21 protein-coding genes and 1 pseudogene are annotated in these 26,256 nt (G+C 64.8%); 11 read left to right on the top strand and 11 right to left on the bottom strand.

Annotation, left to right across the window (positions count from 1 at the left end; genetic code table 11):
* Positions 1-129 precede the first annotated feature (129 nt).
* The 6 genes and pseudogenes from HAP54_RS35055 to HAP54_RS35030 all read left to right on the top strand — a co-directional run bounded on the left by HAP54_RS35055 (position 130) and on the right by HAP54_RS35030 (position 10,387).
* Positions 130-896: pseudogene (locus HAP54_RS35055) on the top strand (IS5 family transposase).
* A gap of 308 nt (positions 897-1,204) precedes the next feature.
* A complete protein-coding gene (locus tag HAP54_RS35050; RefSeq protein ID WP_166294955.1) occupies positions 1,205-2,158 on the top strand; it encodes a helix-turn-helix transcriptional regulator in 954 nt (317 codons plus the stop codon).
* Between the two features lie 251 nt (positions 2,159-2,409).
* Entirely contained in the window at positions 2,410-3,042 is a 633-nt protein-coding gene (locus tag HAP54_RS35045) for a helix-turn-helix transcriptional regulator (protein WP_312022792.1), read from the top strand.
* 196 nt (positions 3,043-3,238) lie between these two features.
* Positions 3,239-7,105 carry an autotransporter outer membrane beta-barrel domain-containing protein gene (locus HAP54_RS35040; protein ID WP_166294951.1) on the top strand — a complete coding sequence of 1,289 codons (3,867 nt, stop codon included), beginning with the start codon at positions 3,239-3,241 and terminating at the stop codon, positions 7,103-7,105.
* A gap of 389 nt (positions 7,106-7,494) precedes the next feature.
* The gene (locus HAP54_RS35035) at positions 7,495-9,003 is read left to right on the top strand and encodes a DEAD/DEAH box helicase (RefSeq protein ID WP_166294949.1); all 1,509 of its coding nucleotides are present in this window, start codon (positions 7,495-7,497) and stop codon (positions 9,001-9,003) included.
* A 316-nt stretch (positions 9,004-9,319) separates the two neighbouring features.
* Positions 9,320-10,387, top strand: coding sequence for a GGDEF domain-containing protein (locus tag HAP54_RS35030; protein ID WP_166294947.1), 1,068 nt, complete (start codon positions 9,320-9,322; stop codon positions 10,385-10,387).
* A gap of 150 nt (positions 10,388-10,537) precedes the next feature.
* Here HAP54_RS35030 and HAP54_RS35025 read toward each other — a convergent pair whose 3' ends face one another.
* From HAP54_RS35025 to HAP54_RS34990, 8 genes are all read right to left on the bottom strand, one after another.
* Complete coding sequence (locus HAP54_RS35025) at positions 10,538-11,005, bottom strand: TfoX/Sxy family protein (protein ID WP_166294945.1); 468 nt, start codon at positions 11,003-11,005, stop codon at positions 10,538-10,540.
* A gap of 145 nt (positions 11,006-11,150) precedes the next feature.
* On the bottom strand, positions 11,151-11,540 hold the full coding sequence (locus HAP54_RS35020) for a HesB/IscA family protein (protein WP_029083373.1): 390 nt from the start codon (positions 11,538-11,540) through the stop codon (positions 11,151-11,153).
* A 74-nt stretch (positions 11,541-11,614) separates the two neighbouring features.
* Positions 11,615-11,986 (bottom strand): SUF system Fe-S cluster assembly protein, encoded by a 372-nt coding sequence (locus HAP54_RS35015; RefSeq protein ID WP_166294943.1) that lies wholly within the window; start codon positions 11,984-11,986, stop codon positions 11,615-11,617.
* Positions 11,983-13,230 (bottom strand): cysteine desulfurase, encoded by a 1,248-nt coding sequence (locus HAP54_RS35010; RefSeq protein ID WP_176422128.1) that lies wholly within the window; start codon positions 13,228-13,230, stop codon positions 11,983-11,985. The genes HAP54_RS35015 and HAP54_RS35010 overlap by 4 nt, the downstream gene beginning before the upstream one ends.
* Positions 13,227-14,549 carry a Fe-S cluster assembly protein SufD gene (gene sufD / locus HAP54_RS35005; RefSeq protein ID WP_166294940.1) on the bottom strand — a complete coding sequence of 441 codons (1,323 nt, stop codon included), beginning with the start codon at positions 14,547-14,549 and terminating at the stop codon, positions 13,227-13,229. The genes HAP54_RS35010 and sufD overlap by 4 nt, the downstream gene beginning before the upstream one ends.
* Before the next feature lie 19 nt (positions 14,550-14,568).
* Positions 14,569-15,321 (bottom strand): Fe-S cluster assembly ATPase SufC, encoded by a 753-nt coding sequence (gene sufC, locus HAP54_RS35000; RefSeq protein WP_166294938.1) that lies wholly within the window; start codon positions 15,319-15,321, stop codon positions 14,569-14,571.
* 61 nt (positions 15,322-15,382) lie between these two features.
* Positions 15,383-16,879 carry a Fe-S cluster assembly protein SufB gene (sufB, locus tag HAP54_RS34995; RefSeq protein ID WP_166294936.1) on the bottom strand — a complete coding sequence of 499 codons (1,497 nt, stop codon included), beginning with the start codon at positions 16,877-16,879 and terminating at the stop codon, positions 15,383-15,385.
* Positions 16,880-16,975: 96 nt separating this feature from the next.
* The gene (locus HAP54_RS34990) at positions 16,976-18,133 is read right to left on the bottom strand and encodes a cysteine desulfurase family protein (protein ID WP_166294934.1); all 1,158 of its coding nucleotides are present in this window, start codon (positions 18,131-18,133) and stop codon (positions 16,976-16,978) included.
* 358 nt (positions 18,134-18,491) lie between these two features.
* Here HAP54_RS34990 and HAP54_RS34985 point away from each other — a divergent pair, with 358 nt between their 5' ends.
* Together HAP54_RS34985 and HAP54_RS34980 are read left to right on the top strand one after the other, a co-directional pair.
* On the top strand, positions 18,492-19,139 hold the full coding sequence (locus tag HAP54_RS34985; protein WP_166294932.1) for an alpha/beta hydrolase: 648 nt from the start codon (positions 18,492-18,494) through the stop codon (positions 19,137-19,139).
* A 167-nt stretch (positions 19,140-19,306) separates the two neighbouring features.
* Positions 19,307-20,341: an IS110 family transposase gene (locus tag HAP54_RS34980; RefSeq protein ID WP_166294930.1), complete on the top strand. Its 1,035-nt coding sequence runs from the start codon at positions 19,307-19,309 to the stop codon at positions 20,339-20,341.
* Positions 20,342-20,682: 341 nt separating this feature from the next.
* Here HAP54_RS34980 and HAP54_RS34975 read toward each other — a convergent pair whose 3' ends face one another.
* The 3 genes from HAP54_RS34975 to HAP54_RS34965 form a co-directional block, all read right to left on the bottom strand.
* Positions 20,683-21,012, bottom strand: a complete 330-nt coding sequence (locus HAP54_RS34975; protein WP_166294928.1) for a DMT family transporter — start codon at positions 21,010-21,012, stop codon at positions 20,683-20,685.
* Positions 21,013-21,015: 3 nt separating this feature from the next.
* The gene (locus HAP54_RS34970; protein ID WP_166294926.1) at positions 21,016-21,693 is read right to left on the bottom strand and encodes a glutathione S-transferase family protein; all 678 of its coding nucleotides are present in this window, start codon (positions 21,691-21,693) and stop codon (positions 21,016-21,018) included.
* An 82-nt stretch (positions 21,694-21,775) separates the two neighbouring features.
* Positions 21,776-22,879: an anhydro-N-acetylmuramic acid kinase gene (locus tag HAP54_RS34965; RefSeq protein WP_166294924.1), complete on the bottom strand. Its 1,104-nt coding sequence runs from the start codon at positions 22,877-22,879 to the stop codon at positions 21,776-21,778.
* A 150-nt stretch (positions 22,880-23,029) separates the two neighbouring features.
* Between HAP54_RS34965 and tyrS the strand changes: the two genes are divergently transcribed.
* The 3 genes from tyrS (at position 23,030) to HAP54_RS34950 (ending at position 26,118) form a co-directional block, all read left to right on the top strand.
* The gene (tyrS, locus tag HAP54_RS34960; protein ID WP_166294922.1) at positions 23,030-24,283 is read left to right on the top strand and encodes a tyrosine--tRNA ligase; all 1,254 of its coding nucleotides are present in this window, start codon (positions 23,030-23,032) and stop codon (positions 24,281-24,283) included.
* A gap of 56 nt (positions 24,284-24,339) precedes the next feature.
* Positions 24,340-25,584, top strand: a complete 1,245-nt coding sequence (locus HAP54_RS34955) for an MFS transporter (protein ID WP_166294920.1) — start codon at positions 24,340-24,342, stop codon at positions 25,582-25,584.
* 186 nt (positions 25,585-25,770) lie between these two features.
* Positions 25,771-26,118: an alkaline phosphatase family protein gene (locus HAP54_RS34950; RefSeq protein WP_224741642.1), complete on the top strand. Its 348-nt coding sequence runs from the start codon at positions 25,771-25,773 to the stop codon at positions 26,116-26,118.
* Positions 26,119-26,256: the final 138 nt, after the last annotated feature.

The following is a 26,256-nucleotide window of genomic DNA, read 5'->3' as shown; positions in this document are numbered from 1 at the left end:
CCGATTTCCCGCCTGCACGACAAGTGCGCCGCCCGTGCGACCGCCGCCTAGGTGGTGTGGACTCTAAGGATTCCCTTTTAGGAGCAAATCAGATTCAAGGCTGCTTTTGGGGAGGCCGCCTTGGGTGTGATGGACCGTTTGGTATTGAGCGACGCGGCGTGGGAGCGGATAGCGCCGCTGATCATAGGGCGCCCCGATCAGAAGGGCTCCACCGGGCGCGACAACCGGATGTTCGTGGAAGGTGTGCTGTGGATCGTGCGTACGGGGTCTCCCTGGCGCGATCTTCCGGAGGTGTTTGGGGACTGGAACAGCGTGTTCCGGCGCTTCAGTCGATGGAGCATCAAGGGTGTTTGGTGGCGGATTTTCGAGGCGATGTCCGATGATCCGGACTTCGAATATCTGATCGTCGATTCCACCATCGTTCGGGCGCATCAGCACGCCGCCGGCGCCAAAAAGGGGGGTCTGAAGATCAAGCGGAAGATCAAGCGATCGGCCGCTCGCGCGGCGGCCTGAGCACCAAGATACATATGGCCGTTCGAGGCTTGGGATGTCCGGTGCGGTTCAAGCTCACCGCAGGTCAGAAGGGCGATGCACCGCAAGCCGCCGCATTGATCGAAGGCTTATCCGCCGAGGTCGTCATGGCCGATACGGCCTATGACGCCGATCACTTGCGCCAAGCCATCGCCGCCAAAGGCGCGCTCGCCGTGATCCCCAACAACCCGTCACGCGCGCTCAAATATCCACTCGACAAGCATTTCTATGCCCAGCGTCATCTCGTCGAATGCTGCTTCTCAAAGCTCAAGCAGTTCCGCCGCGTCGCAACCCGCTTCGAAAAAACGGCCCGGAACTACCGGGCCGTCGTCACTCTCGCAGCCATCGTTCTATGGATGCGCTAGTGTCCACACCACCTAGAGCATGATCCGGAAAAGTGCGAAGCGGTTTTCCGAAAAGATCATGCTTAAACAACAGGCTAATGCGCGATGGACGATTCAACCTAATCTCATCGCGCTCTAATAGTCGGATCAGCCGTTTGGCCGGTTCAAGGCCGGCTGCGGATGGCCGTTCCGACCGGCCACCCCGTCCTGAATGAGGCGCTATGCCCCTCTCAGGTCAAGTTTCTTTTTCCGGTCCGCGTGATAAGATTCGCCCTCTCCATCCGGCTCGAGCTCTCCGCAGGTCCCACAGGTTTTCCACGAGCTTTTCCGTGTACACATGGTCCACTGAGCAAGTCGATCCCCGGGATCGCTTTGACTATTGGCGCGAGGTGCGCGCCAAGGGGTTGTTCGGCGTCACCGCGGAGCTCGAGCCCGAGCAGCGTCGGGACTTCTTCGGCGAGTTCTCGCTGCGCAAGCTCGGCGATGCAGGGCTGGTCGAGCTGCGCGCCTCGCCCTACCGCGTCGAACGGCGCGCAGCTGACATCGCCGATGCGCAGAGCGACAGCCTGTGCATCTATCAGCAGCTCGGCGGTGGCGGCTGGTTCGGCGGCGCACGGCTCGATGAGTTCGCGGTTCGCGACGGCATGTTCGCGACCAGCTATTCGGACCTGCCCTATCGCACCGTCCCGCTGCACGACGACGGCTTCCATCTGCGCATCATCAAGATCCCGGTAGCAGGGATTATCCCACCGGGCGCCGAGCTCAGCGAACTCGTTCCCAGGCCCGTGCCGGATCAGACCGCGCTGCGGACGCTGCTCGAATCATGCTTTCGCGACCTGGTCGAAGGCAGCAACGCCGCGGCGGCGGACGCGCCTCCGACGGTGCAGGCGCTCGCCTATATCGCGCTGATCCAGCGCGGAATCATGCGGCCGAAGAGCCGGCTCGCGCAGCAGGCGTTGCGAACCGGCCATCTGTCGCTGGCTCGCCGCCTGATCCGGCGGCATCTTTCGAATGCGACGCTGTCGCCAAGGCTGATTGCCGGCCTGCTCGGCATCTCGGTCCGTCACCTGCACATCCTGTTCGAGGAGACGGAGATGAGCTTCTCGGAGACCGTCACCGTGCTCCGGCTCGCGCAAAGCCGCCGGCTGCTCCGCGAGACGCCCGGGCAGACGATTGCCGAGGTCGCTTTTGCTTGCGGCTTCGAGAGCCTTGCGACGTTCTATCGCCTCTTCAACGCGTCGGAATCGATGACGCCGGGCGATTACCGGGCACGACTTGCCTGAGCCTCGGTTCGGACGCGCACGCGCCCTGGGGCTGTGGCGGGTTGCTAAAGCATGGCTATGTCCGTGCCGGCGACCGGGCACGCCGCCGCGCAATCCGACGCTCTCCGAACCGACGTGAACAGCCTGCGCGCATTGAGAAGATATTTTCCGGCGATTTCGCCAGAACCGCGCAGGCGCTTCGCCCGGACAAGACACCGCAAATCTCGTTACCGGCGACGCGCGCTCTTATGCAGAGCGAGGGGTCATGCACGATGCGCGGTAAGCACGAGGATCGGAGCCCGGAAGCGTCATCCAGCAGCCCGGCGCGCATTGTTGTCCTCGGTGTCGTGGAGTTGCATCCGGATCAGGCGCCAGCCCTCGAGGCCGCTCATCACAGCGCTCCGACGGCAAGCAATCGCGGCTGGGCACCGTTGCTCGAAGCCTGCCTTGCCGACTTCAAGGACGCGACCGAGGCCGGTGATACCGCGAGCATCCCTGCGCTGGTTAAGATCGTGGCCGACCTCGCGCTGATCGAGCGCGGCGCGATCAGGCCAGGCAGCCGCCGTGCCCAGCAGGCGCTCCGCGTCGGCCGGCTTAGCCTGGCGCGACGCCTGATCACGCGTCATCTCGCGAAGCCGGCTCTCTCGCCCGGCATGGTCGCCGACCTGCTCGGCGTCTCGGTTCGTTACCTGCACGTCCTGTTCGAGGCGACCGAGGCGAGCTTTTCGCAGACCGTCACCGCGCAGCGCCTGAGCGAGAGCCGGAGGCTGCTGCGCGAAAAGCCGCCGCAGCCGATCGCCGATATCGCGCTTGCCTGCGGATTTGGCAGCCTGGCCACGTTCTACCGGATCTTCAGCGCATCCGAGGGCCTGACGCCGGGCGAGTACCGGGCCGCGGAGCTCTAGGACGACGGCACCCGCGCGGCGGCGCTGCGCTCGCGCCGATCCGGCGCAGCCCGTGCTGCATGGTGCCGAACGGCCACACCTGCGCTCATTTCTGCGGCAGCTGCGCTTTGGATCGACGGTATGCGCGCACTGAGAAGACAGCGCACGACCGTTGCGCCAGAAACATTCAGCTACAATGGGGTGTAGGGGCAAGGTTATGGCGGGCGGCGGCGGCAGGCCGGGGATGTGGCGCGGCGCGCTGCTTGGATCGGCGTCATTGATCGCGATGGCGTCCACGGCCGAGGCGGCGGTCTACTGCTCTGGCGTCGGCACCGGCAACGTGCTCTGCGACGCCGCCCATCCGTCGGACGGCGGGCTCAACACGAGTTTCAACGGTGATGTCACCGTGAACATCAACGCCGGCGCCGGGATCACCACCCGCGGCGTGGTCGTGAGCGCCTCCGGCAGTATCACGTTCAATCACAACGACCCCGCGGGCATCACATCGTCCCTGTACGACGGCATCCAGCTCCTCGGCGGCAGCCAAGCCCCGATCACCTACACGGGATCGGCCGACGTCACCGCCAACTGGTACGCAATCAACGTCTCGGCCAGCGGTCCGGTCTCGATTACGCAGACCGCCGGCACGATCACGGCCGGCACCGGCATCAATGTCTTGAGCGCAGGACCGGGGGGCAGCGTCAACATCAACACGGTTGGCAGCCAGATCGTGACCCGAGGCGGCCTCGGAATCTACGTCCTGAGCAACGGTAACCAGTCCGACGTCACGATCGCGACAGGCGCAGTCACCGGCGACACAACCCAAACAGGCGGCGGGATTTACGTCCGCATGGGACAGGGCAGCTATTATGCGCGCAATCTTTCCGTCACGACCAACGGCGCGGTCGTCGGCGGCATCTATCTCCAGGACGGCGGCACCGGTACCGTCGACCTCACCACCAATGCGAGCGTCGCGGGCGGCATCATCCTCCAGGCCAACAATTCGGCCAACACCAGCGCGTTCACGGCGAAGCTCAATCAGGATGTCAGCGGCTCCGTGAGTTTGACGAACTACGGCTCCGGCACCATGACGGTCCGGACGCGCGGCATCACGGGCGGGACGCTTACCGTGTCCGGCGGCGGCGGCGCTAACAGCAGCCTCGTCGTGGACGGCAATATTGCCAAGGGAAACGGCCCCGACCAGGCCTACTACGGCGCCCTGGCGTCCGTCGGCTTTTCCGGCGCCGGCGCCAACACCGCGACCTTCAATGGCGACATTTCCGGAACCTTCGACACCAGGACTTCCACCTCTCCTTCGGCCGGTGGCACCGTCGCCGGCCTTTCCGCCGGATTGGGAAGTACATCCAGCAACGGCTCGGCGGCACTGAACGTCAACGGATCGATTACGATCACCGGCATGACGCCGTCCGGTGCGGTCGCAAATGTGACCGGAGCGTCCCTGGCAGCCTACGGCGTGGTCCCGGTCGACTTCAATCTGCACGGCGCCGTCACGGCAACGTCGATCAGCGACACCGCGTCGACAGTCGTTGGCGTCAGCGTGGCACAAAACAATCTGAGTGCGACCCGGTTGACCGCCGATGGCGCCGTGACGGCCACTGCGATCGGCGCCGGCAGCAGGGCCACCGGAATTACTGCCTCAACCGTCAGCCTGCCGCCCACCATCGTCAACACCGGCACACTTACCGTTCGCGCCAATGGCGACGTGACCGCGGCCTCGAACGGCGCCGCGACCGGCATCACGCTGAGCCGTGGCGTCAGCCGCTTCTCGTCCATCACCGCGGGCCTCGGCGGCATCGACCTCGTCACCAAGGGCACCGTGAGCGCCACCTCGACCAGCGCCGCGGCGATCGGCATCAGCGGCATCATCGCGAACGGCGCCGACAACGCCGCAACGCTGGCGCTGCGCGCCGAAGGCAATGTGGTTGCGAGCGGCACGGCTGCCGGAAGCTACGGCATCTTCGCCCAGCGCGACGGCCTCGGCGACATCAGGATCGACTCGCTGGGCAGTGTGCTGAGCAGTGGCATCGGCATCGCCGCGTCGCGCTCGACGCCGGGCAACATCTTCATCAACACCAGGACTTCCGTCAACGGTGCCACCGGCATCACGACGTCGGGCGGCACCACCACGCTGGTCGCCAACGGCACCGTCACCGGCACCGGTGGCACCGCGGTCCAGTTCGGCGGCACCAATGACGTGCTGCAGATGCAGTCCGGCGCCGCGTTCAACGGCAATGTCATCGGCACCGGGACCAGCATCCTGCAGTTCGGTGGAACGACCGCGACCAGCTTCGATCTGTCGAAGCTCGGCAGCGGCGCGCAGTTCTCGGGCTTCTCCAGCCTTGCACTGCTCGCCGGCGCAAACTGGAACTTCACCGGCAACTCGAACTTTGCGGGAGCCGTCAGCGTCGACAGCGTGTTCACCCTCAACGGCGCCTTGCCGAACGCCAGCGTCACCGTCGGCCCAACCGGCACGCTCGCCGGCAACGGCACCATCGGAAATACCATCATCGGCGGCACGCTGTCGCCCGGCAATTCGCCCGGCACCATCACGATGGCTAGCCTGACCATGACGGCGGCAGCGACCTATCTGGTGCAGGTCACCAACACGATCAGCGACAAGGCGATCGTCACCGGTACCGCCAACATTGCCGGCAATGTCATCGTCGATCCGCTCGAGCGGATCACCAGGAAGGTCACCTACACGATCGCCAATGCGGGAACGCTGAGCGGCACATTCGGCTCGGCGAATTTGTTGCTCGCCAACAACCTCGCCCGCAATCCGGTGGTGAGCTATGTCGGCAGCGACGTGCTGCTGTCGCTCGATCCCGGCCTGCTGTCCCCGATCCTGCCGACCAACGCCGGCATCAACCACAGGAACGTCGCGGGTGCGATCGACAACGGCCTGCTCGGCGGCGCCAACCTCTCCAACGCGTTCAGTGCCATCTTCAACCTGTCGGGCGACAATCTGCTGAAGGGCCTGACCCAGCTCTCCGGCGAGAGCGCGGCCGGTTCGCAGCAGACCACGTTCAACGCCATGAACCAGTTCATGGGCACGATGCTCGATCCCTTCATCGACGGCCGCGGTGCGACGGCGATGCCGGCCGACACCACGTCCTACACCGACGACAATTCGCTGGCCTACGCAGCCAGGCGCTCGACCAGCGACGCCTATGCCGCAGTCTATCGCAAGGCGCCGATCGCCGTGAGCTACGATCCGCGCTGGAGCGTGTGGGCGGCGGCGTACGGTGGCTCACAGACCACCGACGGCAACAATGCGCTCGGGTCGAACAACACCACCAGCCAGGTGTTCGGCACCGCCATTGGCGCCGACTATCGGTTCTCGCCGAACACGATCGCGGGCTTTGCGCTCGCCGGCGGCGGCACCAATTTCAGCGTCGCCAACAGTGGCGGCGGCCGCTCCGACCTGTTCCAGGCCGGCGCCTTCGTCCGGCACAATGTCGGCGCGGCCTACCTCGCCGGTGCACTGGCCTATGGCTGGCAGGACGTCACCACCGACCGCACGGTGACGGTCGGGAGCGTCGATCGCCTGCGCGCCGAATTCAACGCCAACGCCTGGTCGGGCCGCGTCGAGGGTGGCTACCGCCTGGTCGCGCCATGGATCGGAGGCATCGGCCTGACGCCCTATGCCGCGGGCCAGTTCACGACATTCCAGCTGCCGGGCTACGCCGAACAGACCATCGTCGGCGCCAACACCTTTGCGCTGGCCTACAACGAAAAGAGCGTCACCGACACCCGCAGCGAGTTCGGCCTGCGCGCCGACAAATCCTTTGCGCTCTCGAACGCGGTGCTGACGCTGCGTGGCCGCGCTGCCTGGGCGCATGACTTCAACCCCGACCGCAGCATCGCCGCGACATTCCAGACCCTGCCCGGCGCGAGCTTCGTCGTGAACGGCGCGGCGCAGGCTTCCGACTCTGCCCTCACCACCGCCTCCGCCGAGCTGAAATGGGCAAATGGCTGGTCGGCGCTCGCAAGCTTCGAGGGCGAATTCTCCAGCGTGACCCGCTCCTACGCCGGCAAGGGCGCGGTCCGTTATGCGTGGTAGGGCGTCCCGGCCCGTGGCGGGGCCGGCGCATCCGGAGGCCTGACATCAGGCGAATCCAGGCCGAAAAGTAGCGCGTACGCCCCTGCCGAGGCCCGGCCGCCGGATCTGGGGGTGGTGATTCATTTGACTGCAAAATGACGGAAACGACGCTTATTTCTGCGAAAACATTAAGCTTTTTCGGCCATTGGCCGGTTCAAAGATTGACTTTACCGGTTTCGCCCCTATGTTGCGGGCAACGCGGCCCTCGGATCGAAACGCGATTCGTCAGGTTTGCCGTCCGTCAGCGTTAGTCAGAGCCCCCGAGCTTTATAGAAAAGCGAGCCGTTTCGGGGCCGAACGCGACAGCCTTTTACCTGCGATGCCGAACGGCGGTTTCGACCAGAGGCTCAATGTCTTTTTCCAATCTAGGCCTGTCCGATAAGGTCCTCGCCGCAGTTGCGGCCACCGGTTACACCACCCCCACTCCCATCCAGGAACAGGCAATCCCGCACGTCCTCGCCCGGCGCGACGTGCTCGGAATTGCCCAGACCGGCACCGGCAAGACCGCTGCCTTCGTTCTCCCGATGCTCACCATCCTAGAGAAGGGCCGCGCCCGGGCACGGATGCCGCGCACCCTGATCCTCGAGCCGACTCGCGAACTTGCCGCGCAGGTGAAGGAGCAGTTCGACAAATACGGCGCCGGTCAGAAATTGAACGTGGCGCTGCTGATCGGCGGCGTCTCGTTCGGCGACCAGGACACCAAGCTGACGCGTGGCGTCGACGTCCTGATCGCAACGCCCGGCCGCCTGCTCGACCACACCGAACGCGGCGGGTTGCTGCTCACCGGCGTCGAGCTCTTGGTGATCGACGAAGCCGATCGCATGCTCGACATGGGCTTCATCCCCGACATCGAACGCATCTGCAAGCTCGTCCCGTTCACGCGGCAGACGCTGTTTTTCACCGCGACGATGCCTCCGGAGATCAGCCGCATCACCGAGGCCTTCCTGCATAATCCGGCACGGATCGAAGTCTCGAAGCCCGCGACCACCGCCGTCACGGTGACGCAGTTGCAGGTCCCGGCCGGTCGCGAAGCGCACGAGAAGCGCGATATCCTCCGGCGCCTGCTGCGCGACGCCAAGGATCTCAACAACGCGATTATTTTCTGCAATCGCAAACGCGAAGTCGCAGTCCTGCACAAATCGCTGCAGAAGCACGGCTTCAGTGTCGGCGCCCTGCACGGCGACATGGATCAGTCCGCCCGCACCGCAGCTCTCGATCAATTCCGCAAGGGCGAGATTCCGCTGCTCGTCGCCTCCGACGTCGCCGCCCGCGGCCTCGACATACCCGCCGTCAGCCACGTCTTCAATTTCGACGTGCCGCACCACCCCGATGACTACGTCCACCGCATTGGCCGTACCGGCCGCGCCGGACGCACCGGTACCGCGATCTCGATCGTCACCTCGCTCGACAGCAAGTCGATGACCGCGATCGAGAAGCTGATCGGCCAGCCGATCCCGCGCGCCGAGGGCGACTACACCGTTCGCAGCGAAGCCTCCGACGACGACGCGCCGCGCCGCTCGCGCAGCCGCGAAGGTTCGCGCGATGGCGCCCGTGGCAGCCGCAAGCCGCGCCGTGAGCGCGAGCCGCGCCACGGTGAGCGCGAAGCGCGCCAAAGTGAACGCGAAGCGGCTCACGGTGAACGCGAGCCGCGTCAGGACCGGGAGCCCCGGCAGGAGCGTGCGGCGAAGCCGGAGCGCGAGCCGCGCCACGGCCGCAACGCTGGCCCGCAGGCCCCGTCGCACGTGCCGTCGATCGGGCGTGCCGAGCCACGCCGGCCGCAGCGCGAGGCGGACCACGAGCCCGGCGATCATTCGCACCTGCCCGCCTTCCTGCTGCGACCTGTGCGCGCACGCGCCTAATGTTGGCTCCGGCGCCGCCGCGTCCGCGGCGGTCGTCCGGGGAATCTCAGTCGTCGCCGACGACCGAGGCGCGAGTGATTGCTTCGGGTTTGAAGCAAATTCGCACGGCTTTCGCACCGGAATTGCGAGCAAGCGAAAAGCTTCCGAAAGCGGCGCGCGATCCTCGGCGGAATCGAGCTCGTACGACGATCGTCGCGGCCAAATCCCCGTGGTTCCACTATTTACCTTGCCTTCACTCTCGTCCCGTACCTTCCCGCCAATAGTTTAGTCATTGCCGCCGGGCATAACCGGCATTGCGCGCATTGGGGACGTAACAGTGGTTAAGCTGCTGGACGAACAAGAACGTACATTGGCCTTTGCCGAAGTCGCGCTTGGCCAGATCCGCTCGCTTCGCCAGACCGCCGTGCCCCGCAACTACGAAATCTGGTACGTCTACGCGACCGGCTACAACGCTCCGCTCAACAAGGTCATCAACGAGACGCTGGCGCGCAGCGGCAAGCTCAGCGAATCCGACCTCGAGCAGATCTACGAAACCTATCTCTCGCACATCAAGACGTCGGACCGCATCGACCAGGTCGGTGCGCGCGTCATCGGCGAGATCGACGCCGTCATGAAGCTGATCACCGATGCGCTTGGTGTGTCGGCCACATATGATGCGAGCCTGGTCGGCGCCACCAGCAAGCTTGCGACCGCGACCACCCGCGATCACATCAAGGCAATCGTCGACAGTCTGGCGAAATCGACCCGCGAGATGCGCGAGACCAACCAGGCGCTGGAGAACCGACTCGCGCTGTCGAAGTCCGAGATCAGCGACCTGCAGCACAGCCTCGAGGCGATCCGCGCCGAGAGCCTGACCGATCCGCTGACCGGCCTCGGCAACCGCAAAGATTTCGACCGCTCGATCGACATGGCGGTGCAGACTGCGCTCGCCAGCAGCGAACCGCTGTCGCTCCTGATGTTCGACATCGATCACTTCAAGTCGTTCAACGACTCCTACGGCCACCTCACCGGCGACCAGGTGCTGCGGCTGGTGGCGCAGTCGCTGAAGCAGACCATCAAGGGCCAGGACATCACTGCCCGCTATGGCGGCGAGGAATTCGCTGTCGTGCTGCCCAACACCGCACTGCGCCAGGCGCTGACGGTCGCCGACCACATCCGCCGCGCCGTGATGGCCAAGGAACTGAAGAAGAAGTCGACCGGCGAGATCCTCGGGCGCGTCACGATCTCGGTCGGCGTCTCCATGCTGAAACAGGGCGACGACACGGATTCGCTGATCGAGCGCGCCGACGCCTGCCTCTATGCCGCCAAGCGCGCCGGCCGCAACCGGGTGATCTGCGAGACCGATCCGGAATACAGCGCCGAAACCCAGACCCGGGTGGCGTGATCTGGTCGTCTCCTCCGTCATGGCCGGGCTTGTCCCGGCCATCCACGTCTTTCGTCGCCGATTGAAACAAAGACGTGGATACCCGGCACAAGGCCGGGCATGACCAGTCAAGTGAGCGTGGATCTCATTGGTCCATTTTGCGCCAAGCTGTCAGAATGACCGCTTCTTTGGCGCGCGCTTCTTTCGGGCTGGCGCCCGTTTCGCGGCAGGCTTCTTCACCGATGCCTTCTTACTCGCAGGCTTTTTTGCGGCCGTCCTCTTCTCGGGTGCTTTCGACTTTCGCGTTCTCGGCCGCTTGCGCAGCGCTGCGCGCTGGGCGGCGCCGAGCGCCGAGCGTGCCCAGACCGCGAGCTCCTCGGAATCGTCGAACAACCGCGCCGGCAGCTGCCAGTACGAATTCACCGTGACCGTCTTCGACCGCGTCTGGTACTGGAACGGCCCGCAGCCTTCAGCCTCGAATTGCGGGATGGTTTCTTCGTCGGCACGGAAGTAGAGCCCGGCACGCAGCGCGAGCGCGAAATTGGTGCCGTCAGCGGAGATGCCGTAGCCGGAGAACATCCGGCGCAGCGTGACCGGGCCGAAATCGGCGAACAGGTCGCTCAGGAATTCACGGTCCATGTGCCTGCCTCGTGCCCCGGACGCAGCGCAGCGTGGAACGATGCGCTGCAGAGCCGGGGCCCATCGGCCTTTGCGCAACTGAGGGATGGGTCCCGGCTCTGCGATGCGGCGCTACACGCCGCAGCGCGTCCGGGACACAAGAGAATCAGACGGTGGCCGGCTTGAGCTGCACCGATTCGCCGCAACCGCAGGCAGAGACCTGGTTCGGGTTGTTGAACACGAACTGGGCCTGCATCTTGTCGGCCTTGTAATCCATCTCGGTGCCGAGCAGGAACAGCACGGCCTTCGGATCGACCAGGATCTTGACGCCCTTGTCCTCGACCACTTCGTCGGTCGGACGAATCTCGTGGGCGTATTCGACGGTATAGGATTGTCCGGCGCAGCCGCCGTTCTTGATGCCGACGCGCAGGCCGACGATCTCGGAATCGGCGCGCTTGGTCAGCTCGGTGATCCGCTCCGCCGCGGCATCGGTCAATTTCATGACCTGCGGGCGCGGCCGCTTCGGCTTGGCTGGAGTCGGTGAAGCTTGCGTCATGTCACTCATGTGGTCAGTCCCAGCGGCAAATCAATTGCCGTTCTTCTTGAGCCAAAATTTAGTTCCCTAACGCATCACCACATATTGAGGACGAGGCGTGCCTCGTCCGACATCCGGTCCGGCGTCCAGGCCGGATCCCAGACCAGATTGACGTTGACGACGCCGACGCCGGGAACGCTGGCCACCGCGTTCTCGACCATCTGCGGCAATTCGCCCGCGGCAGGACAGTTCGGCGTGGTCAGCGTCATCAGGATATCGACGGAGCGATCATCCTTGAGATCGACCTTGTAGATCAGGCCGAGTTCGTAGATGTCGGCCGGGATTTCCGGGTCGAACACCGTCTTCAGCGCCGCGACGATCTCGCCACTCATGCGCTCGGTCTCCTCCGCGGGCAGCGCCGAGGTGGTTTCCATGGAGGCCGTCTTGACTTCGGCTGTATCGGTCATGCGAACAGTTCCCGCGCCTTGATCAGCGCCTGCACCAGATGGTCGACTTCTTCCTTGGTATTATACATCCCGAACGACGCCCGGCAGGTGGCCGTGACGTTGAACCGCTCTAAAAGCGGCATCACGCAATGGGTGCCGGCGCGCACCGCGATGCCCTGGCGGTCGATCACGGTCGCGACGTCGTGGGCATGCGCGCCCTTCATCTCGAAGGAGATCACCGGGCCCTTGTTGCGGGCGGTGCCGATCAGGCGCAGCGAGTTGATCTCGCGCAGGCGCTCTTGCGCATAGGTGAGCAGCTCATGCTCATGCGCGGCGATACGCTCCTTGCCGATCGAATTGACGTAGTCGATCGCGGCACCGAGCCCGATCGCCTCGACGATCGGCGGCGTCCCGGCCTCGAACTTGTGCGGTGGATCGCCATAGGTGACCCAGTCCTTGGCGACCTCGCGGATCATCTCGCCGCCGCCGTTGAACGGCCGCATCGCCACCAGATGCTCGTGCTTGGCGTAGAGCGCGCCGATGCCGGTCGGCCCGTACACCTTGTGGCCGGTGAAGGCATAGAAATCGCAATCGAGGTCCTGGACGTCGACCGGCAGATGCACCGCGCCCTGCGCGCCGTCGACCAGCACCGGAATGCCGCGGGCATGGGCGAGCCGGACCACCTCCTTGACCGGAACCAGCGTGCCGAGTGCGTTCGACATCTGGGTGATCGCGACGATCTTGGTGCGCGGCGTCAGGAGCTTCTCGAACTCCTCGATCAGGAAATTGCCTTCGTCGTCGACCGGCGCCCACTTGATCACGGCGCCATGGCGCTCCCTGAGGAAGTGCCACGGCACGATGTTGGAGTGGTGCTCCATGATCGAGAGGACGATCTCGTCGCCCTCCTTGATGTTCACACCGCCCCAGGACGACGCCACCAGATTGATCGCCTCGGTGACGTTGCGGGTGAAGACGATCTCTTCATTGCGGCGGGCGTTGATGAACTTCGCGACCTTGTCGCGGGCGCCCTCATAGGCTTCCGTCGCGGCATTGGCGAGGTAATGCAGGCCGCGATGCACGTTGGCGTATTCGCTCTTGTACGCCTCCGTCATGCGGTCGAGCACCGCGTTCGGCTTCTGCGCCGAGGCCGCGTTGTCGAGATAGACCAGCGGCTTGCCGTAGATCTGCATGGCGAGCGCCGGGAAATCCCGCCGCACCAGCGCGACGTCGTAAGAGCCGTTGGCGACCGCCTTGTGCATGCTCACGCCCTCGCCTGAAGCCAGCGCTGCGCGGTGGCAATTGCGACCTCGCGCAAGGCGTCGCTGGCGATCGTCTCGATCGCCTCGCCGACGAAGGCCTGGATCAGAAGCGCCTGCGCCTCCTTCTCGGGCAGTCCGCGGGCGCGCATGTAGAACAGCAGGTTCTCGTCCAGCGCGCCGGTGGTCGCACCATGACCGCAGGTGACGTCGTCGGCGAAGATCTCGAGCTCGGGCTTGTTGTCGGCTTCCGCGTCGTCGGACAGCAACAGCGCGCGGGTCATCATCTTGGCGTCGGTCTTCTGGGCGTCCGGACGGACGATGATGCGACCCTGGAACACGGAATGGGCGCGGTCGTCGACGACGGCGCGGAAGATCTCGCGGCTGGCGCAATGCGGCACCGCGTGATCCATGAACAGCGTGGTGTCAGCGTGCTGCTTGCCGTTGATCAGATTGACGCCGTTGGTCTCGACGTTGGAGCCCTCACCGGCACAGGTGATCGTCAGCTGGTAGCGGCTGACATGACCGCCCGAAGTCAGGCCGAACGTGTTGAAATGGGCGTGCGCGCCGAGCGTAACCGTCGCGGAGGAAATGTTGAACGCGTCGATGGAGTCCTCGACCAGCCTGATGTGATCGAGCCGCGCATTGTCGCCGATCGCAACGATCAGCCCGTCATGGGTCTGGTAGGCCTTGGCGCCTTCGCCCGCGAGATAGCTCTCCACCAGCGTCACGCCGGTATCGCGGCCGAGCCGGAGCAGCGACCGCGTGAACATCGAAGCCGGCGTCGCGCCTGATGCGACGTGGACGATGTGCAGCGGTTGCGACAGCACGGTGCCATTGGCGACGTCGATGACGACGCCATCGGTCGCCATCGCGCCGTTCAGCGCGATCATCGGATTGGAGTTGTCGGAGGCAAAGGCCTGGGCGGAGAGCCCGCCATCGCTGGCCTCGAGCACTTCGCGCAGCGCGCGGATGCTGAGCCCCTTCTCGATACCGCCGAGATCGGACAGATCAGGCGCGAAGGTGCCATCGACCAGCACCAGGCGGCGCACACCGTCGATCGCCTGCAGCTTGACGGCAGCAGCCGCGCGATCCAGCCCGGCTGCATCCGGCGTCGGTGCGAGCGGCAGCACCTCCCGCATCAGGGCGCGCAGGTCGGTGTATTTCCAGTCCTCGATCCGGCGATGCGGCAGGCCTGATCGTTCATAAACCTCGAATGCCTGGCGGCGCTGATCGGCGATCATGCCCTTGCCCGGTAGACGATCGCGCACCACGGCGAATGCATCGCCCAGCGCGCGTCCGGTCTCGGTCTTTGCTACAACGTTCATATGAAAACCCGTAACCTGATCAGGCAGCGTCTTCGAACTGCGCGTAACCGGACTCTTCCAGCTCCAGCGCCAGTTCCTTGCCGCCGCTCTTCACCACCCGGCCCTTCGACATCACGTGCACGACATCGGGCACGATATAGTTGAGCAGCCGCTGATAGTGGGTGATCACGACCATCGCGCGCTCCGGCGAGCGCAGCGCGTTGACGCCGTCGGCGGCAATCCGCAACGCGTCGATGTCGAGGCCGGAATCCATTTCGTCGAGGATGCAGACGGCCGGCTCGAACAGCGCCATCTGCAAAATCTCGTTGCGCTTCTTCTCACCGCCGGAGAAGCCGACATTGACGCCGCGCTTCAGCATGTCCTGCGGGATGTTGAGCTGCTTCGCCACCTCGCGGACCTTCTTCAGGAACGCAGGCGACGAAATCTCGTCCTCGCCGCGCGCCTTGCGCTGCGCGTTGAGCGCCGCATGCAGGAAATTCCAGGTGGTGACGCCGGGGATCTCCACCGGATACTGGAACGCCAGGAACACGCCCTTGGCGGCGCGCTCGTTGGGCGCCATCTCCAGCAGGTCCTCGCCCCTGAACAGGATTTGCCCGCCGGTGACTTCATAGCCGGGCTTGCCGGCGATGACGTGGGACAGCGTCGACTTGCCGGAGCCGTTCGGCCCCATGATCGCGTGCACCTCGCCCGGATTCACCGTGAGCGACAGCCCATGGAGGATCTCGCGCTCCTCGACACGAACCTGCAGATCTTTCACTTCCAGCAGAGACATTCTGATTTTTCCTGAGCATCATCCGAAAACCGCGCGTCGGCCGCGCCTTCAGCGGGATGGATTAGCCAACCGAACCTTCAAGGCTGATCGAGATCAGCTTCTGCGCTTCCACCGCGAATTCCATCGGCAGTTGCTGCAGCACGTCCTTCACGAAGCCGTTGACGACGAGGCCGACGGCTTCTTCCTGCGAGAGCCCGCGCTGGACGCAGTAGAACAGCACGTCCTCGGAGATCTTCGACGTCGTCGCTTCATGCTCGAACGTTGCCGAGGAGTTCTTGGCCTCGACATAGGGCACGGTGTGCGCGCCGCATTTGTCGCCGATCAGGAGCGAATCGCAGGCGGTGTAGTTGCGCGCGCCGGTGGCTTTACGATGCGCACTGACGAGGCCGCGATAGGTGTTCTGCGACTTGCCGGCGGCGATGCCCTTGGAGATGATCCGGCTCGACGTGTTCTTGCCGAGGTGGATCATCTTGGTGCCGCTATCGACCTGCTGGAAACCGTTCGAGATCGCGATCGAGTAGAACTCGCCGCTCGAATTGTCGCCGCGCAGGATGCAGCTCGGATATTTCCAGGTGATCGCCGAACCGGTCTCGACCTGGGTCCAGGAGATCTTGGAATTCCGGCCACGGCAGTCGCCACGCTTGGTGACGAAATTGTAGATGCCGCCCTTGCCCTCGGAATTGCCGGGGTACCAGTTCTGCACCGTCGAATACTTGATCTCGGCATCGTCGAGCGTGATGAGCTCGACCACCGCGGCGTGCAACTGGTTCTCATCGCGCTGCGGCGCGGTGCAGCCTTCGAGATAGGAGACGTAGGAGCCCTTGTCGGCGATGATCAGCGTGCGCTCGAACTGGCCGGTGTTGCGCTCGTTGATGCGGAAATAGGTCGACAGCTCCATCGGGCAGCGCACGCCCGGCGGCACGTAGACGAACGAGCCGTCGGAGAACACCGCCGAGTTCAGCGTCGCGAAATAATTGTCCGTGGTCGGCACCACGGTGCCGAGATATTTCTGCACCAGCTCGGGATGCTCGCGGATCGCCTCCGAGATCGGCATGAAGATCACGCCGGCCGCCTTCAGCTCCTTCTGGAAGGTGGTCGCCACCGACACCGAATCGAACACGGCATCGACCGCGATCTTGCGGCTGGGCGACGGCGGGCCGCCGGGCGGCGGCTCGACGCCTTCGAGGATCGCGACTTCCCGCAAGGGAATGCCGAGCTTCTCGTAGGTCTTGAGGATTTCCGGATCGATCTCGTCGATCGAGGACAGCGTCTTCTTCGGCTTCGGCGCCGCGTAGTAGTAGATGTCCTGATAGTCGATCTTCGGATAGTTGACGCGCGCCCAGGTCGGCTCGGTCATGGTCAGCCAGCGGCGATACGCCTCCAGGCGCCATTCCAGCATCCAGGCCGGCTCATTCTTCTTTGCGGAGATGAAGCGGACGGTGTCTTCCGACAGCCCCTTCGGGGCCTTGTCGGACTCGATCAGCGTCTCAAATCCATAACGATACTGGTCGACGTCGATGCGCCGGACGCGCTCGACCGTCTCTTGTACAGCAGGCATTCAATCCTCCGCTCGCGGTTTCAAGGACCGCGGTGGATCTCAAGTTCCGAAGTCTCTTACGATGCTTTGAAGACGAAATCACCCGCTTAGAACTGTTCAAGCTGTGTTTCGTCGCTCTCCCTTAAGTAAGGTATCGGCGAGCTTTCGCCAAGCCTTGAGGGCCAAATCCACGTCTGTCTCCGTGGTAGACCAGCCAAGACTGAGCCGCACCGCTCCCTGGGAGACCTCATAACGGTATCCCATTGCCTCCAGAACGTGCGACGGCTGGACCTTGCCCGACGAGCAGGCAGAGCCGGAGGACACCGCTACGCCCTCCAGGTCGAACCCGATCACCGCCGTCTCGGCCTTCATCCCTGGCGCTGTGAAGAGAACGGTATTCGGCAACCGCTTCACGTCGTCGGAGAAGACCAGCAAGCCCGGCGTCTGCCGCAGACCGTGCTCGAGTCGGTCGCGCAGCCCTCTGACGCGGGCGGCGTCGGCCTTCAGCGCCGCCATCGCGGCCTTTGTCGCCGCACCAAAGCCTGCGATCCCCGCGACGTTCTCGGTCCCTGCCCGCCGCCCGAGCTCCTGTCCGCCGCCGCGCAGAAACGCCTCCAGCCCTTCGACATCAGCGGCGAGCACCAGCGCGCCGGTGCCCTTCGGTCCGCCGATCTTGTGCGCCGACAGCGTCATGAGGTCGGCCTGCGTCGAGGCCAGATCGAACGGGATCTTGCCGAACGCCTGGATCGCGTCGACATGCAACAGCCCGCCGGCCGCATGGACGAGCCCGGCGGCGTCAGCGACCGGCTGGATAGCACCCGTCTCGTTGTTCGCCAGCATCACCGAGACCAGCGCAGGCGGCCCCTCCACCAGCAGCGCGCGCAGATGATCGAGATCAATCACCCCGGCGCGCGTGACATTGATTGCCGAGATCGCATCCGCTGAAAACCGTCCGCCCGCGAGCACGGACGCATGCTCGATCGCCGACACCAACAGGCGCCGCACCGGCGCGCTCGCAGCGCGGCGCAATCCCGGCGTTAGCGCCAGCGCATTGGCCTCGGTCCCGCCGGAGAGAAAGACGACGTCCTGCGCGCGGCCGCCAACCGCCTTCGCCACCGCGTCGCGGGCATCCTCGACCAGCCGTCGCGCCCGCCTGCCCTCGCTGTGCACCGAGGACGGGTTGCCGCTCAATTCCCACGCCGCAGCCATCGCCGCTTTCGCTTCGGCGCGAAGCGGCGTGGTGGCGTTCCAGTCGAGATAGACGCGCTCGGCCATGCAATCTGTCCGCCGCAACCACCATGGTTGCGGCCATCCACTGCGACATAACGACAGTCGGACACCGAGACCAGATCGGAGTCACCGGCAGGCGAGATTTTTCACGCTCGCTCGGAGCCTCGTCTTGTTGCCAAGCAAGACAGTCACAGCTCCCTGCGCGCGCATCACACAGCGCATATTCGCCCCCGCCAAGCTGCACAATTTCCTTGATTTTTGCCCCTTGCGTCATGCTAGAAGGCCTTCCAGCGTGCCGCCCGGCGGTGCCTGCGCCGCTTTCATCATGAGCCGCTTTGTTCGCGCACCGTCGCTGAAGATGGCTCCAACCGATTGATTGATCGACGTCAATCGAGGGAACGCAATGCCTGAAGTCATTTTCACCGGCCCTGCCGGCCGTCTCGAGGGCCGCTATCATCCGGCCAAGCAAAAGAACGCGCCGATTGCGATGATCCTGCATCCGCATCCGCAGTTCCACGGCACGATGAACCACCAGATCGTCTATCAGTGCTACTACGCGTTCGCGCATCGCGGCTTCTCGGTGCTGCGCTTCAATTTCCGTGGTGTCGGCCGCAGCCAGGGCTCGTTCGATCACGGCACCGGCGAATTGTCTGACGCCGCGAGCGCGCTCGACTGGGCGCAGGCGATCAATCCGGAAGCGCGCGCCTGCTGGGTTGCCGGCTTCTCGTTCGGCGCATGGATCGGCATGCAGCTTCTGATGCGCCGGCCTGAGGTCGAGGGATTCATCTCGATCGCACCGCCCGCCAATCTCTACGACTTCTCGTTCCTCGCGCCCTGCCCGTCGTCGGGCCTGATCGTGCACGGCGACAAGGATGCCGTGGCTCCGCCCAAGGACGTCAACACGCTGGTCGAGAAGCTGAAGACGCAGAAGGGCATCGTGATCGACCAGCAGGTCATCCCCGGCGCCAACCACTTCTTCGACGGCAAGCTCGAGCCGTTGATGGAGACGGTGACCGGCTATCTCGACATGCGGCTCGCCAACGTGCGCTAGACGCCAACTTGTAGATGGGGTAACGGGCCGGCCGCCCGCTCGCTACGGCGCGATTTGGAAGCGCGCTCGCGAGCGGCCTGTTGGTTGGAAGGCGGTCGTCCCTCAAACTGATGGTGTCAATAAACGGAGTCGGGCAAGCCCGCTCCAAGCATCATTAAGGGACGACCATGTACCACTATGCAGGAATCGACGTGTCTTTGGAATGCTCGAGCGTCTGCCTTGTCGATGGGACAGGTAAGATTTTGCGCGAGGCGAGGGTTGCGAGTGAGCCGGAGGCCTTGATCACCTGGTTGCGGTCGCTGGGGTTGGTGCTGGAACGGATCGGGCTGGAGGCTGGTCCGCTGTCGCAATGGCTCTACGCAGCGATGCGGGATGCGGGCCTGGCAGTCGAACTGTTGGAGACGCGGCACGTCCGCGATGCCTTCAAGGCGATGCCGGTGAAGTCGGACCGCAACGATGCCCGCGGGATCGCGCAACTGATGCGGCTGGGCTGGTTCCGGCCGGTGCACTGCAAGTCGATCGAAGCGCAAGAGACGCGGGCGGTTCTGACGGCACGCAAGCTGCTGCAGTCCAAGCTGCGCGACATCGAGAACAGCCTGCGCGGCGTGCTCCGCGGCTTCGGTCTGAAGGTCGGCACGACCACCGAGCGCACGTTCGCCGAACGCATCCGGGAGCTCGTAGCGGGCCATCCCGGACTTGAGATCGTGGCACAGGCGCTGCTCGAAGCCCACGCCGTGCTGCGGCGCGAGTTCAATGGCCTGGATAAGCACACCCAAAAGCTCGCCAGGTCGCACCCTCAAGCCCGCCTCCTGATGACGACACCGTCCGTCGGCCCGATCGTGGCGCTTACCTACGCCTCGGCGGTCGACGACCCGAAGCGCTTCCGGTCCTCGAAGGCGACGGGAGCGCATTTTGGCCTCACCCCGAAGAAGTACCAATCGGGCGAAACCGACTATACCGGCCGCATCAGCAAGATCGGCGATGCCTCCGTGCGCGAGGCGCTCTATCAAGCGGCTCACGTCATGCTGACCAAGCCGGTCAGGAACTGCTCGGCGCTGAAAGGCTGGGCGATGCGGATCGCCCGGCGCGCAGGCCTGCGCAAGGCCAAGGTGGCGCTCGCACGCAAGCTCGCCGTCGTTCTGCATCGCATGCTCGCCGACGCCAAACCGTTCAACCCGATGGCCAAGGCCTCGGCAACCTAAGCAAGGAGCAGCAATCGGTTCTGGGCGGGCCACGACACCAGGCTCTCCCTGAGCGAGGTCCCTGCGCCGGGACGATGGATCCGGTCAGGCCGCCATCCGGGAAGTGGCTCACAACCACGCTTCCGTAGATTGGCCGGCCGGCTCCTCAATGCACCCCATCAGGCGACGGCCTTCGCGCCGATCCCGTACAGAAGCAAGTGCCCGGCGAGTGGATCACGCAAAAAGGGATTGACTTACAAAGGCCCGTTACAGAAGCCCGGATGAGCGAAGCGATATCCGGGACCAGTGACGCCGCGGTGAGAGCTGACCCGGATGCGCTTCGCTCCATCCGGGCTACGAATTCACTCCGGCGCGAACTTCAACGCGGCAATGCCGATCAGCACGAACGCAATCCCCGCAACCTTCATCGGGTTCAAGGCTTCGTTGAACAACAGCACGCCCATGGTGAGCGTGCCGACCGCGCCGATGCCGGTCCAGACCGTGTAGGCGACGCCGACGCCGAGCACCTGCAGCGCGCGCCCGAGCAGGAACACGAAGGCGGCGAGCAGCACCAGCGAGACCAGCGTCCAGCCGAGCCGCGTATAACCTTCGGCATATTTCATCGAGATCGCCCAGCCGACATCAAGCCTTCCGGCGACGACGAGCGCGATCCAGGCAACCGAGTGCGACATGGCTTACGCGGCAAGCTTCAGCATGTGCGCGCGGTGGTTAACCAGGAATGCGTGCAGCAACGCGGGATAGTCGGCTGACACGGCGCTGCGCACGCTCCGCCGCTGCGCCAGCGCGCGGCGCCAGGCGCGCAGTTTTGGCGTGTGCGTAAAAACCGCGAGATCGGTCAGCTGGTCGAACAGATCGAAATAGCGGAAGATCGGCGCGAACACCGCATCCACCAGGCTGAAATTTGGGCCCGCGAAGAACGGCCCGGCACCGAGCGCCGCCTCGACCCGCACGAACTTTGCGGCGACCGCCTGCCGCTTGCCCTCGAAGGCCGCGGCATCGGTCGCGGTCTCGAGCCCCCAGAGATCGCCGAGAATGGCCGAGCCGAACTCCATCCAGGCACGATGCTCGGCGCGGACCAGCGGGTCCTTGGGATGCAGCTTGGCGCCGGCCTGCGTCTCCTCGATGTACTCGCAGATCACGTTGCTTTCGAACAGCGCGACCTCGGTGCCGTCGTCACGGGTCACGACCAGCACCGGCACCTTGCCGAGCGGCGAGATATTCAGGAACCAGTCCGGCTTGTTGCCGAGATCGATATCGATCCGCTCGAACGGCACGCCCTTCTCATGCAGCGCGATCACCGCGCGTTGCACATAGGGGCAGAGCTTGTGGCTGATCAGCTTCAGGGCGGCCATGACGAACCTCGCGTTCAATGCAACTGCATCGAATTAAATGCAGCGGCATGGAACTGTCAAGGTAGATGCATTTGCATCTAAATCACGGTCGCGCGATGATGCCCCCGGTCATCGGGATCGGCACCCCCGTGGTGGCGGGATAGCTCAGCGGCAGGCCCTTGAGGCCGCGCGCGGCGAGGAAGCCGAAGGCCTGCGCCTCGATGGCGTCCGCAGCCCAGCCCAGCGCCTCGGCGGGTTCCACGATCGCCGGCGCCAGCCGTTCGCGCAGCATCCGCATCATCGTGAGGTTGGAGGCGCCGCCGCCGGAGACGATCCAGCTCTTCGGCACCTTCGGCAACAGCGGCACGACGCGGGCGATCGCAGCCGCGGTGAAGGCGGTCAGGGTCGCAGCGCCATCGGCCGGCGCCACGGCGTCGAGCTTCAGGCTGGCAAAGTCGTTGCGGTCGAGCGATTTCGGCGGCGGCAGCGTGAAGAACGGCAGCCTCAAGGCCTGTGCTATCCAGGCCTCATCGGCCCTGCCCAGCGCGGCGAACTTCCCGGCGGTGTCGAACGGCTGATGCATCTGGCGGAACATGAAGTCGTCGAGCAGCGCGTTGCCCGGCCCGGTGTCGCAGGCGATCAGCGTGTCGGTGCCGTCGATATAGGTGATGTTGGAGACGCCGCCGATATTGACCACGACGATCGGCCCCTCGCGGTTCAGCGATTGCGCCAGCGCGCGGTGGTAGACCGGCACGAACGGCGCGCCCTGCCCGCCGGCCTCGACGTCGGCGGCGCGAAAATCGTGCATCACCGGGATGTGGATCGCCTTGGCGAGCGCCAGGGCATCGCCGATCTGCACCGTCAGCTTCCGCTCCGGGCGATGCAGCACGGTCTGGCCATGGAACCCGACGATGTCGATGTCCTGGGCGGAGATCCGGGTCTGCGCCGTGAAGCTGGCGACCGCCTCGGCATGGGCTGTGGTGACCGCCTGCTCGGCCTGCCGCAGGATCCCCGGCCGGGCATCGCGCCGCGACAGATGAACCGCCTCTGTCAGCGCCTGGCGCAGCAGGCTGCGCTCGCCGTCGGTATAGGGGCGATAGCCTGTGGGTCCGAAGGCCTTGATCTGGCGGCCGTCGGTCTCGATCAGCGCGACGTCGACCCCGTCGAGCGAGGTGCCGCTCATCAGACCGAGTGCCGTTAACATCATCGTGGAAGCGCCCCAACCGGGAACCCCCGGCTTGTCTCAAACAAGTACATCCTATAATGCCACTGCGCGGCCGCCTGCGAGGCCTCAGCGTCAAGGTTCCGCAAATAGATGCAAAAACCGTAAAACAAGAATGATCTGGCTCGCCGACAAATGACTGCATTTAAATCGGATTTCCTGAATACTCTACAGGAACGCGGCTTCGTCCACCAGTGCTCCGATTTCGAGGGCCTCGACGCGCTTGCCGCGAAGGGCGAGGCGACCGCCTATGTCGGCTACGACTGCACCGCGCCGTCGCTGCACATCGGCAACTTCCTCACCATGATGATGCTGTACTGGCTGCAGCAGAGCGGCAACAAGCCGATCACGCTGATGGGCGGCGGCACCACGATGGTCGGCGACCCCTCCGGCAAGGACGAGACGCGCGCGATGCGCACGGTCACGGAGATTGAAGCGAACAAGGCGAGCATCCGCGGCGTGTTCGCCAAGGTGCTGCGCTATGGCGACGGGCATTCCGACGCCATCATGCTCGACAATGCCGAGTGGCTGACAAAATTGAACTGGATCGAGATGCTGCGCGACATCGGCCGGCACTTCTCGGTCAACCGCATGCTGACGATGGACTCGGTGCGGCTCCGGCTCGAGCGCGAGCAGGAGATGAGCTTCATCGAATTCAACTACATGGTCTGCCAGGCCTACGACTTCGTCGAGCTGTCGCGCCGCGCCGGCTGCCGGTTGCAGATGGGCGGCTCCGACCAGTGGGGCAACATCGTCAACGGCGTCGATCTCGGCCGCCGCATGGGCTCGCCGCAGCTGTTCGCGCTGACCACGCCGCTGCTCACCACCGCCTCCGGCGACAAGATGGGCAAGACCGCCAAGGGTGCGGTGTGGCTCAATGCCGACCAGTTCTCGCCGTACGACTTCTGGCAGTACTGGCGCAATGTCGAGGACGCCGACGTCACAAAATTCCTCAAGCTGTTCACGATCCTGCCGATGAGCGAGATCAACAAGCTTGCAGCGCTCGGCGGCAGCGAGATCAACGAGGCCAAGAAGGTGCTGGCGACCGAAGCCACCGCCCTGCTCCACGGCCGCGCCGCAGCCGTCGAGGCCGCCGAGACCGCACGCCGCACCTTCGAGGAAGGCGCGCTGGCCGAGACCTTGCCGACGGTGGAAATTCCGCGTGGCGAACTCGAAGCAGGTCTCGGCGTGCTCGCCGCCTTCGTCAAGGCTGAGCTCGTCGCCTCCAACGGCGAAGCGCGCCGGCAGATCAAGGGCGGCGGATTGCGCATCAACGATGCCGCCGTCACCGACGAGAAGATGCTGCTGACGTCAGCCAATCTCACGCCGGAAGGCGTCGTCAAGCTGTCGCTCGGCAAGAAGCGGCACGTGCTGCTGAAGCCTGCATAGGCATATTCGCATTTGTCGGTTGCAGGGCGTGCCGAAAGCGCGCTCCTTGCCTTCCGATGGACCAGAACACGCCCCTCGACGACAGGCTCGCGAAGCCGAAATCCGCGCGCGTCGCGCTGAACGTGCTGGCGCTGTGCTTCGTGCTGTCGGTGCTCGGGCGCGGCCTCAGCGACAGCTTTACGGTGTTCCTGAAACCGATCTCGGAAAACTTCGGCTGGGATCGCGCCTCGGTGGTGTCGGTCTATTCGCTGGCCTGGCTCGCCAGCGGCCTCGCTGCGCCGCTGGTCGGACGCCTGTTCGACCGCTCGGGTCCGCGCGTGGTCTATGCGCTCGGCCTGTCGCTGCTCGGCTGCGCCTTCCTGGTCGCGTCGCGCGCCCAGCAGCTCTGGCAATTCCAGCTCAGCGTCGGCCTCTGCGTCGGTTTCGGCACTGCGCTGATCGGCAATGTCTCGAACTCGATCCTGCTCGGCCGCTGGTTCGGGCCGCGGCTGCCGACCGCGATGGCGGTGATGTATTCGGCCATGGGTGCCGGCTTGCTGGTGCTGCTGCCGCTGTCGCAGGTCCTGATCGACCGGATCGGCTGGCGCGACGCCTATCAGGCGTTCGGCGTCGGTGCGCTCTGCCTCCTTGTGCCGCTGGTGTTGCTGCCGTGGCGTCTGCTCGCAGGCGGCTCGCCGCACATCGTCAGGAAAGCAGAGACCAGTCTGGCCGACGAAGGCTGGACGCTGCTCGGCGCGATGCGCCACCACGCCTTCTGGGCGCTGTTCTCCACCTTCTTCTTCACGGCGGTCGCGATGTATGCGCTGACCGCGCAGATCGTCGCCTATTTGATCGATGTCGGCTTCCCGCCGCTGCAGGCGGCGACCGCCTGGGGATTCTCCGGCGTCGCGCTGTTCGTCGGCATGCTCGGCGTCTCCACGCTCGACGGCATCATCGGCCGCCGCCCGTCGGTGCTGTTCAGCTACGGCGTCTCGATCCTCGGCATCATCCTGCTCTGGCTGCTGCAGTGGTATCCGAACTACTGGCTGCTGACCGGCTTCATCATCTGCTTCGGCAGCATGATCGGCTCGCGCGGCCCGCTGATCACGGCGACCGCGCTGAAAATCTTCCGCGGCGAGCGCGTCGGCACCATCTACGGCACTATCATGATCGGCAGCGGTCTGGGCTCCGGCCTCGGCTCATGGGGTGGCGGCCTCATCCATGACTGGACCCACAGCTACAATCCGCTGATCGCCTTCGCGCTGGTCAATGTGGTGCTCGGCCTGATCCCGTTCCTGGTAGTGCCGGCGCTGCGGCGCTAGCGCTGCTTCCGTTCCGATTGAATCGGATCGGGGCTCTCGATTTCTTGTCTTGGCGCATTCTCTTCTCGCGAACTGGTCCGCGTCGCTCGACGCGGACAGTCATGACATCATCATTCCGGTTTCACATCGCCGTCGTGTTCGCGGCGGTATTCAAGGACGCCAATTTCTCCAGGGAGGGCGTCAATCATGAATAAGTTCGGAAAGTTCGCGATTGCAGTATTGCTCGGCTCGACCGCGCTCAGCGCGGCCGCACGCGCCGACGATGACGACCATCGCGCCATCGAGCACGTGCTTCTGATCAGCGTCGACGGCATGCACGAGGTCGACCTGCAGCGGTACGTCAAGGGTCACCCGACATCGGCCTTCGCCAAGCTGCTGAGGCACGGTGTGCATTACACCAATGCGCACACCTCCCGCCCGTCAGACTCCTTTCCGGGGCTGCTGGCGTTCATGACCGGCGCCTCGCCGAAGACGCACGGCGTCTTCTACGACGACACCTACGACCAGACCCTGTATCCGCCCGGAAGCAATTGACAGGGCAAGCCCGGTACCGAAGCCACATACTTCGAAGCGCTCGATTACAATCTGAACAAGCTCGACGGCGGTGGTCCGGCGAATTCCGACCACATCAATCCGGCGAACCTGCCGCTGCGCAAGATCGGCAGCGCCTGC

The sequence above is a fragment of the Bradyrhizobium sp. 2S1 genome (assembly GCF_011516625.5).
Taxonomy (GTDB): Bacteria; Pseudomonadota; Alphaproteobacteria; order Rhizobiales; family Xanthobacteraceae; genus Bradyrhizobium; species Bradyrhizobium septentrionale.
Note: the sequence above shows the minus strand (reverse complement) of the source record. Positions and strands in the feature narration are given on the sequence as shown.

Bases quoted from the DNA above. Each gene is read 5' to 3' on its own strand.
- HAP54_RS35045 (WP_312022792.1), top strand. From the start codon at position 2,410: ATGCGCGGTAAGCACGAGGATCGGAGCCCGGAAGCGTCATCCAGCAGC.
- HAP54_RS35040 (WP_166294951.1), top strand. From the start codon at position 3,239: ATGGCGGGCGGCGGCGGCAGGCCGGGGATGTGGCGCGGCGCGCTGCTT.
- HAP54_RS35035 (WP_166294949.1), top strand. From the start codon at position 7,495: ATGTCTTTTTCCAATCTAGGCCTGTCCGATAAGGTCCTCGCCGCAGTT.
- HAP54_RS35025 (WP_166294945.1), bottom strand. From the start codon at position 11,005: ATGGACCGTGAATTCCTGAGCGACCTGTTCGCCGATTTCGGCCCGGTC.
- HAP54_RS35020 (WP_029083373.1), bottom strand. From the start codon at position 11,540: ATGACGCAAGCTTCACCGACTCCAGCCAAGCCGAAGCGGCCGCGCCCG.
- HAP54_RS35015 (WP_166294943.1), bottom strand. From the start codon at position 11,986: ATGACCGATACAGCCGAAGTCAAGACGGCCTCCATGGAAACCACCTCG.
- sufD (WP_166294940.1), bottom strand. From the start codon at position 14,549: ATGAACGTTGTAGCAAAGACCGAGACCGGACGCGCGCTGGGCGATGCA.
- sufC (WP_166294938.1), bottom strand. From the start codon at position 15,321: ATGTCTCTGCTGGAAGTGAAAGATCTGCAGGTTCGTGTCGAGGAGCGC.
- sufB (WP_166294936.1), bottom strand. From the start codon at position 16,879: ATGCCTGCTGTACAAGAGACGGTCGAGCGCGTCCGGCGCATCGACGTC.
- HAP54_RS34990 (WP_166294934.1), bottom strand. From the start codon at position 18,133: ATGGCCGAGCGCGTCTATCTCGACTGGAACGCCACCACGCCGCTTCGC.
- HAP54_RS34985 (WP_166294932.1), top strand. From the start codon at position 18,492: ATGCCTGAAGTCATTTTCACCGGCCCTGCCGGCCGTCTCGAGGGCCGC.
- HAP54_RS34980 (WP_166294930.1), top strand. From the start codon at position 19,307: ATGTACCACTATGCAGGAATCGACGTGTCTTTGGAATGCTCGAGCGTC.
- HAP54_RS34975 (WP_166294928.1), bottom strand. From the start codon at position 21,012: ATGTCGCACTCGGTTGCCTGGATCGCGCTCGTCGTCGCCGGAAGGCTT.
- HAP54_RS34970 (WP_166294926.1), bottom strand. From the start codon at position 21,693: ATGGCCGCCCTGAAGCTGATCAGCCACAAGCTCTGCCCCTATGTGCAA.
- HAP54_RS34965 (WP_166294924.1), bottom strand. From the start codon at position 22,879: ATGATGTTAACGGCACTCGGTCTGATGAGCGGCACCTCGCTCGACGGG.
- tyrS (WP_166294922.1), top strand. From the start codon at position 23,030: ATGACTGCATTTAAATCGGATTTCCTGAATACTCTACAGGAACGCGGC.
- HAP54_RS34955 (WP_166294920.1), top strand. From the start codon at position 24,340: ATGGACCAGAACACGCCCCTCGACGACAGGCTCGCGAAGCCGAAATCC.
- HAP54_RS34950 (WP_224741642.1), top strand. From the start codon at position 25,771: ATGAATAAGTTCGGAAAGTTCGCGATTGCAGTATTGCTCGGCTCGACC.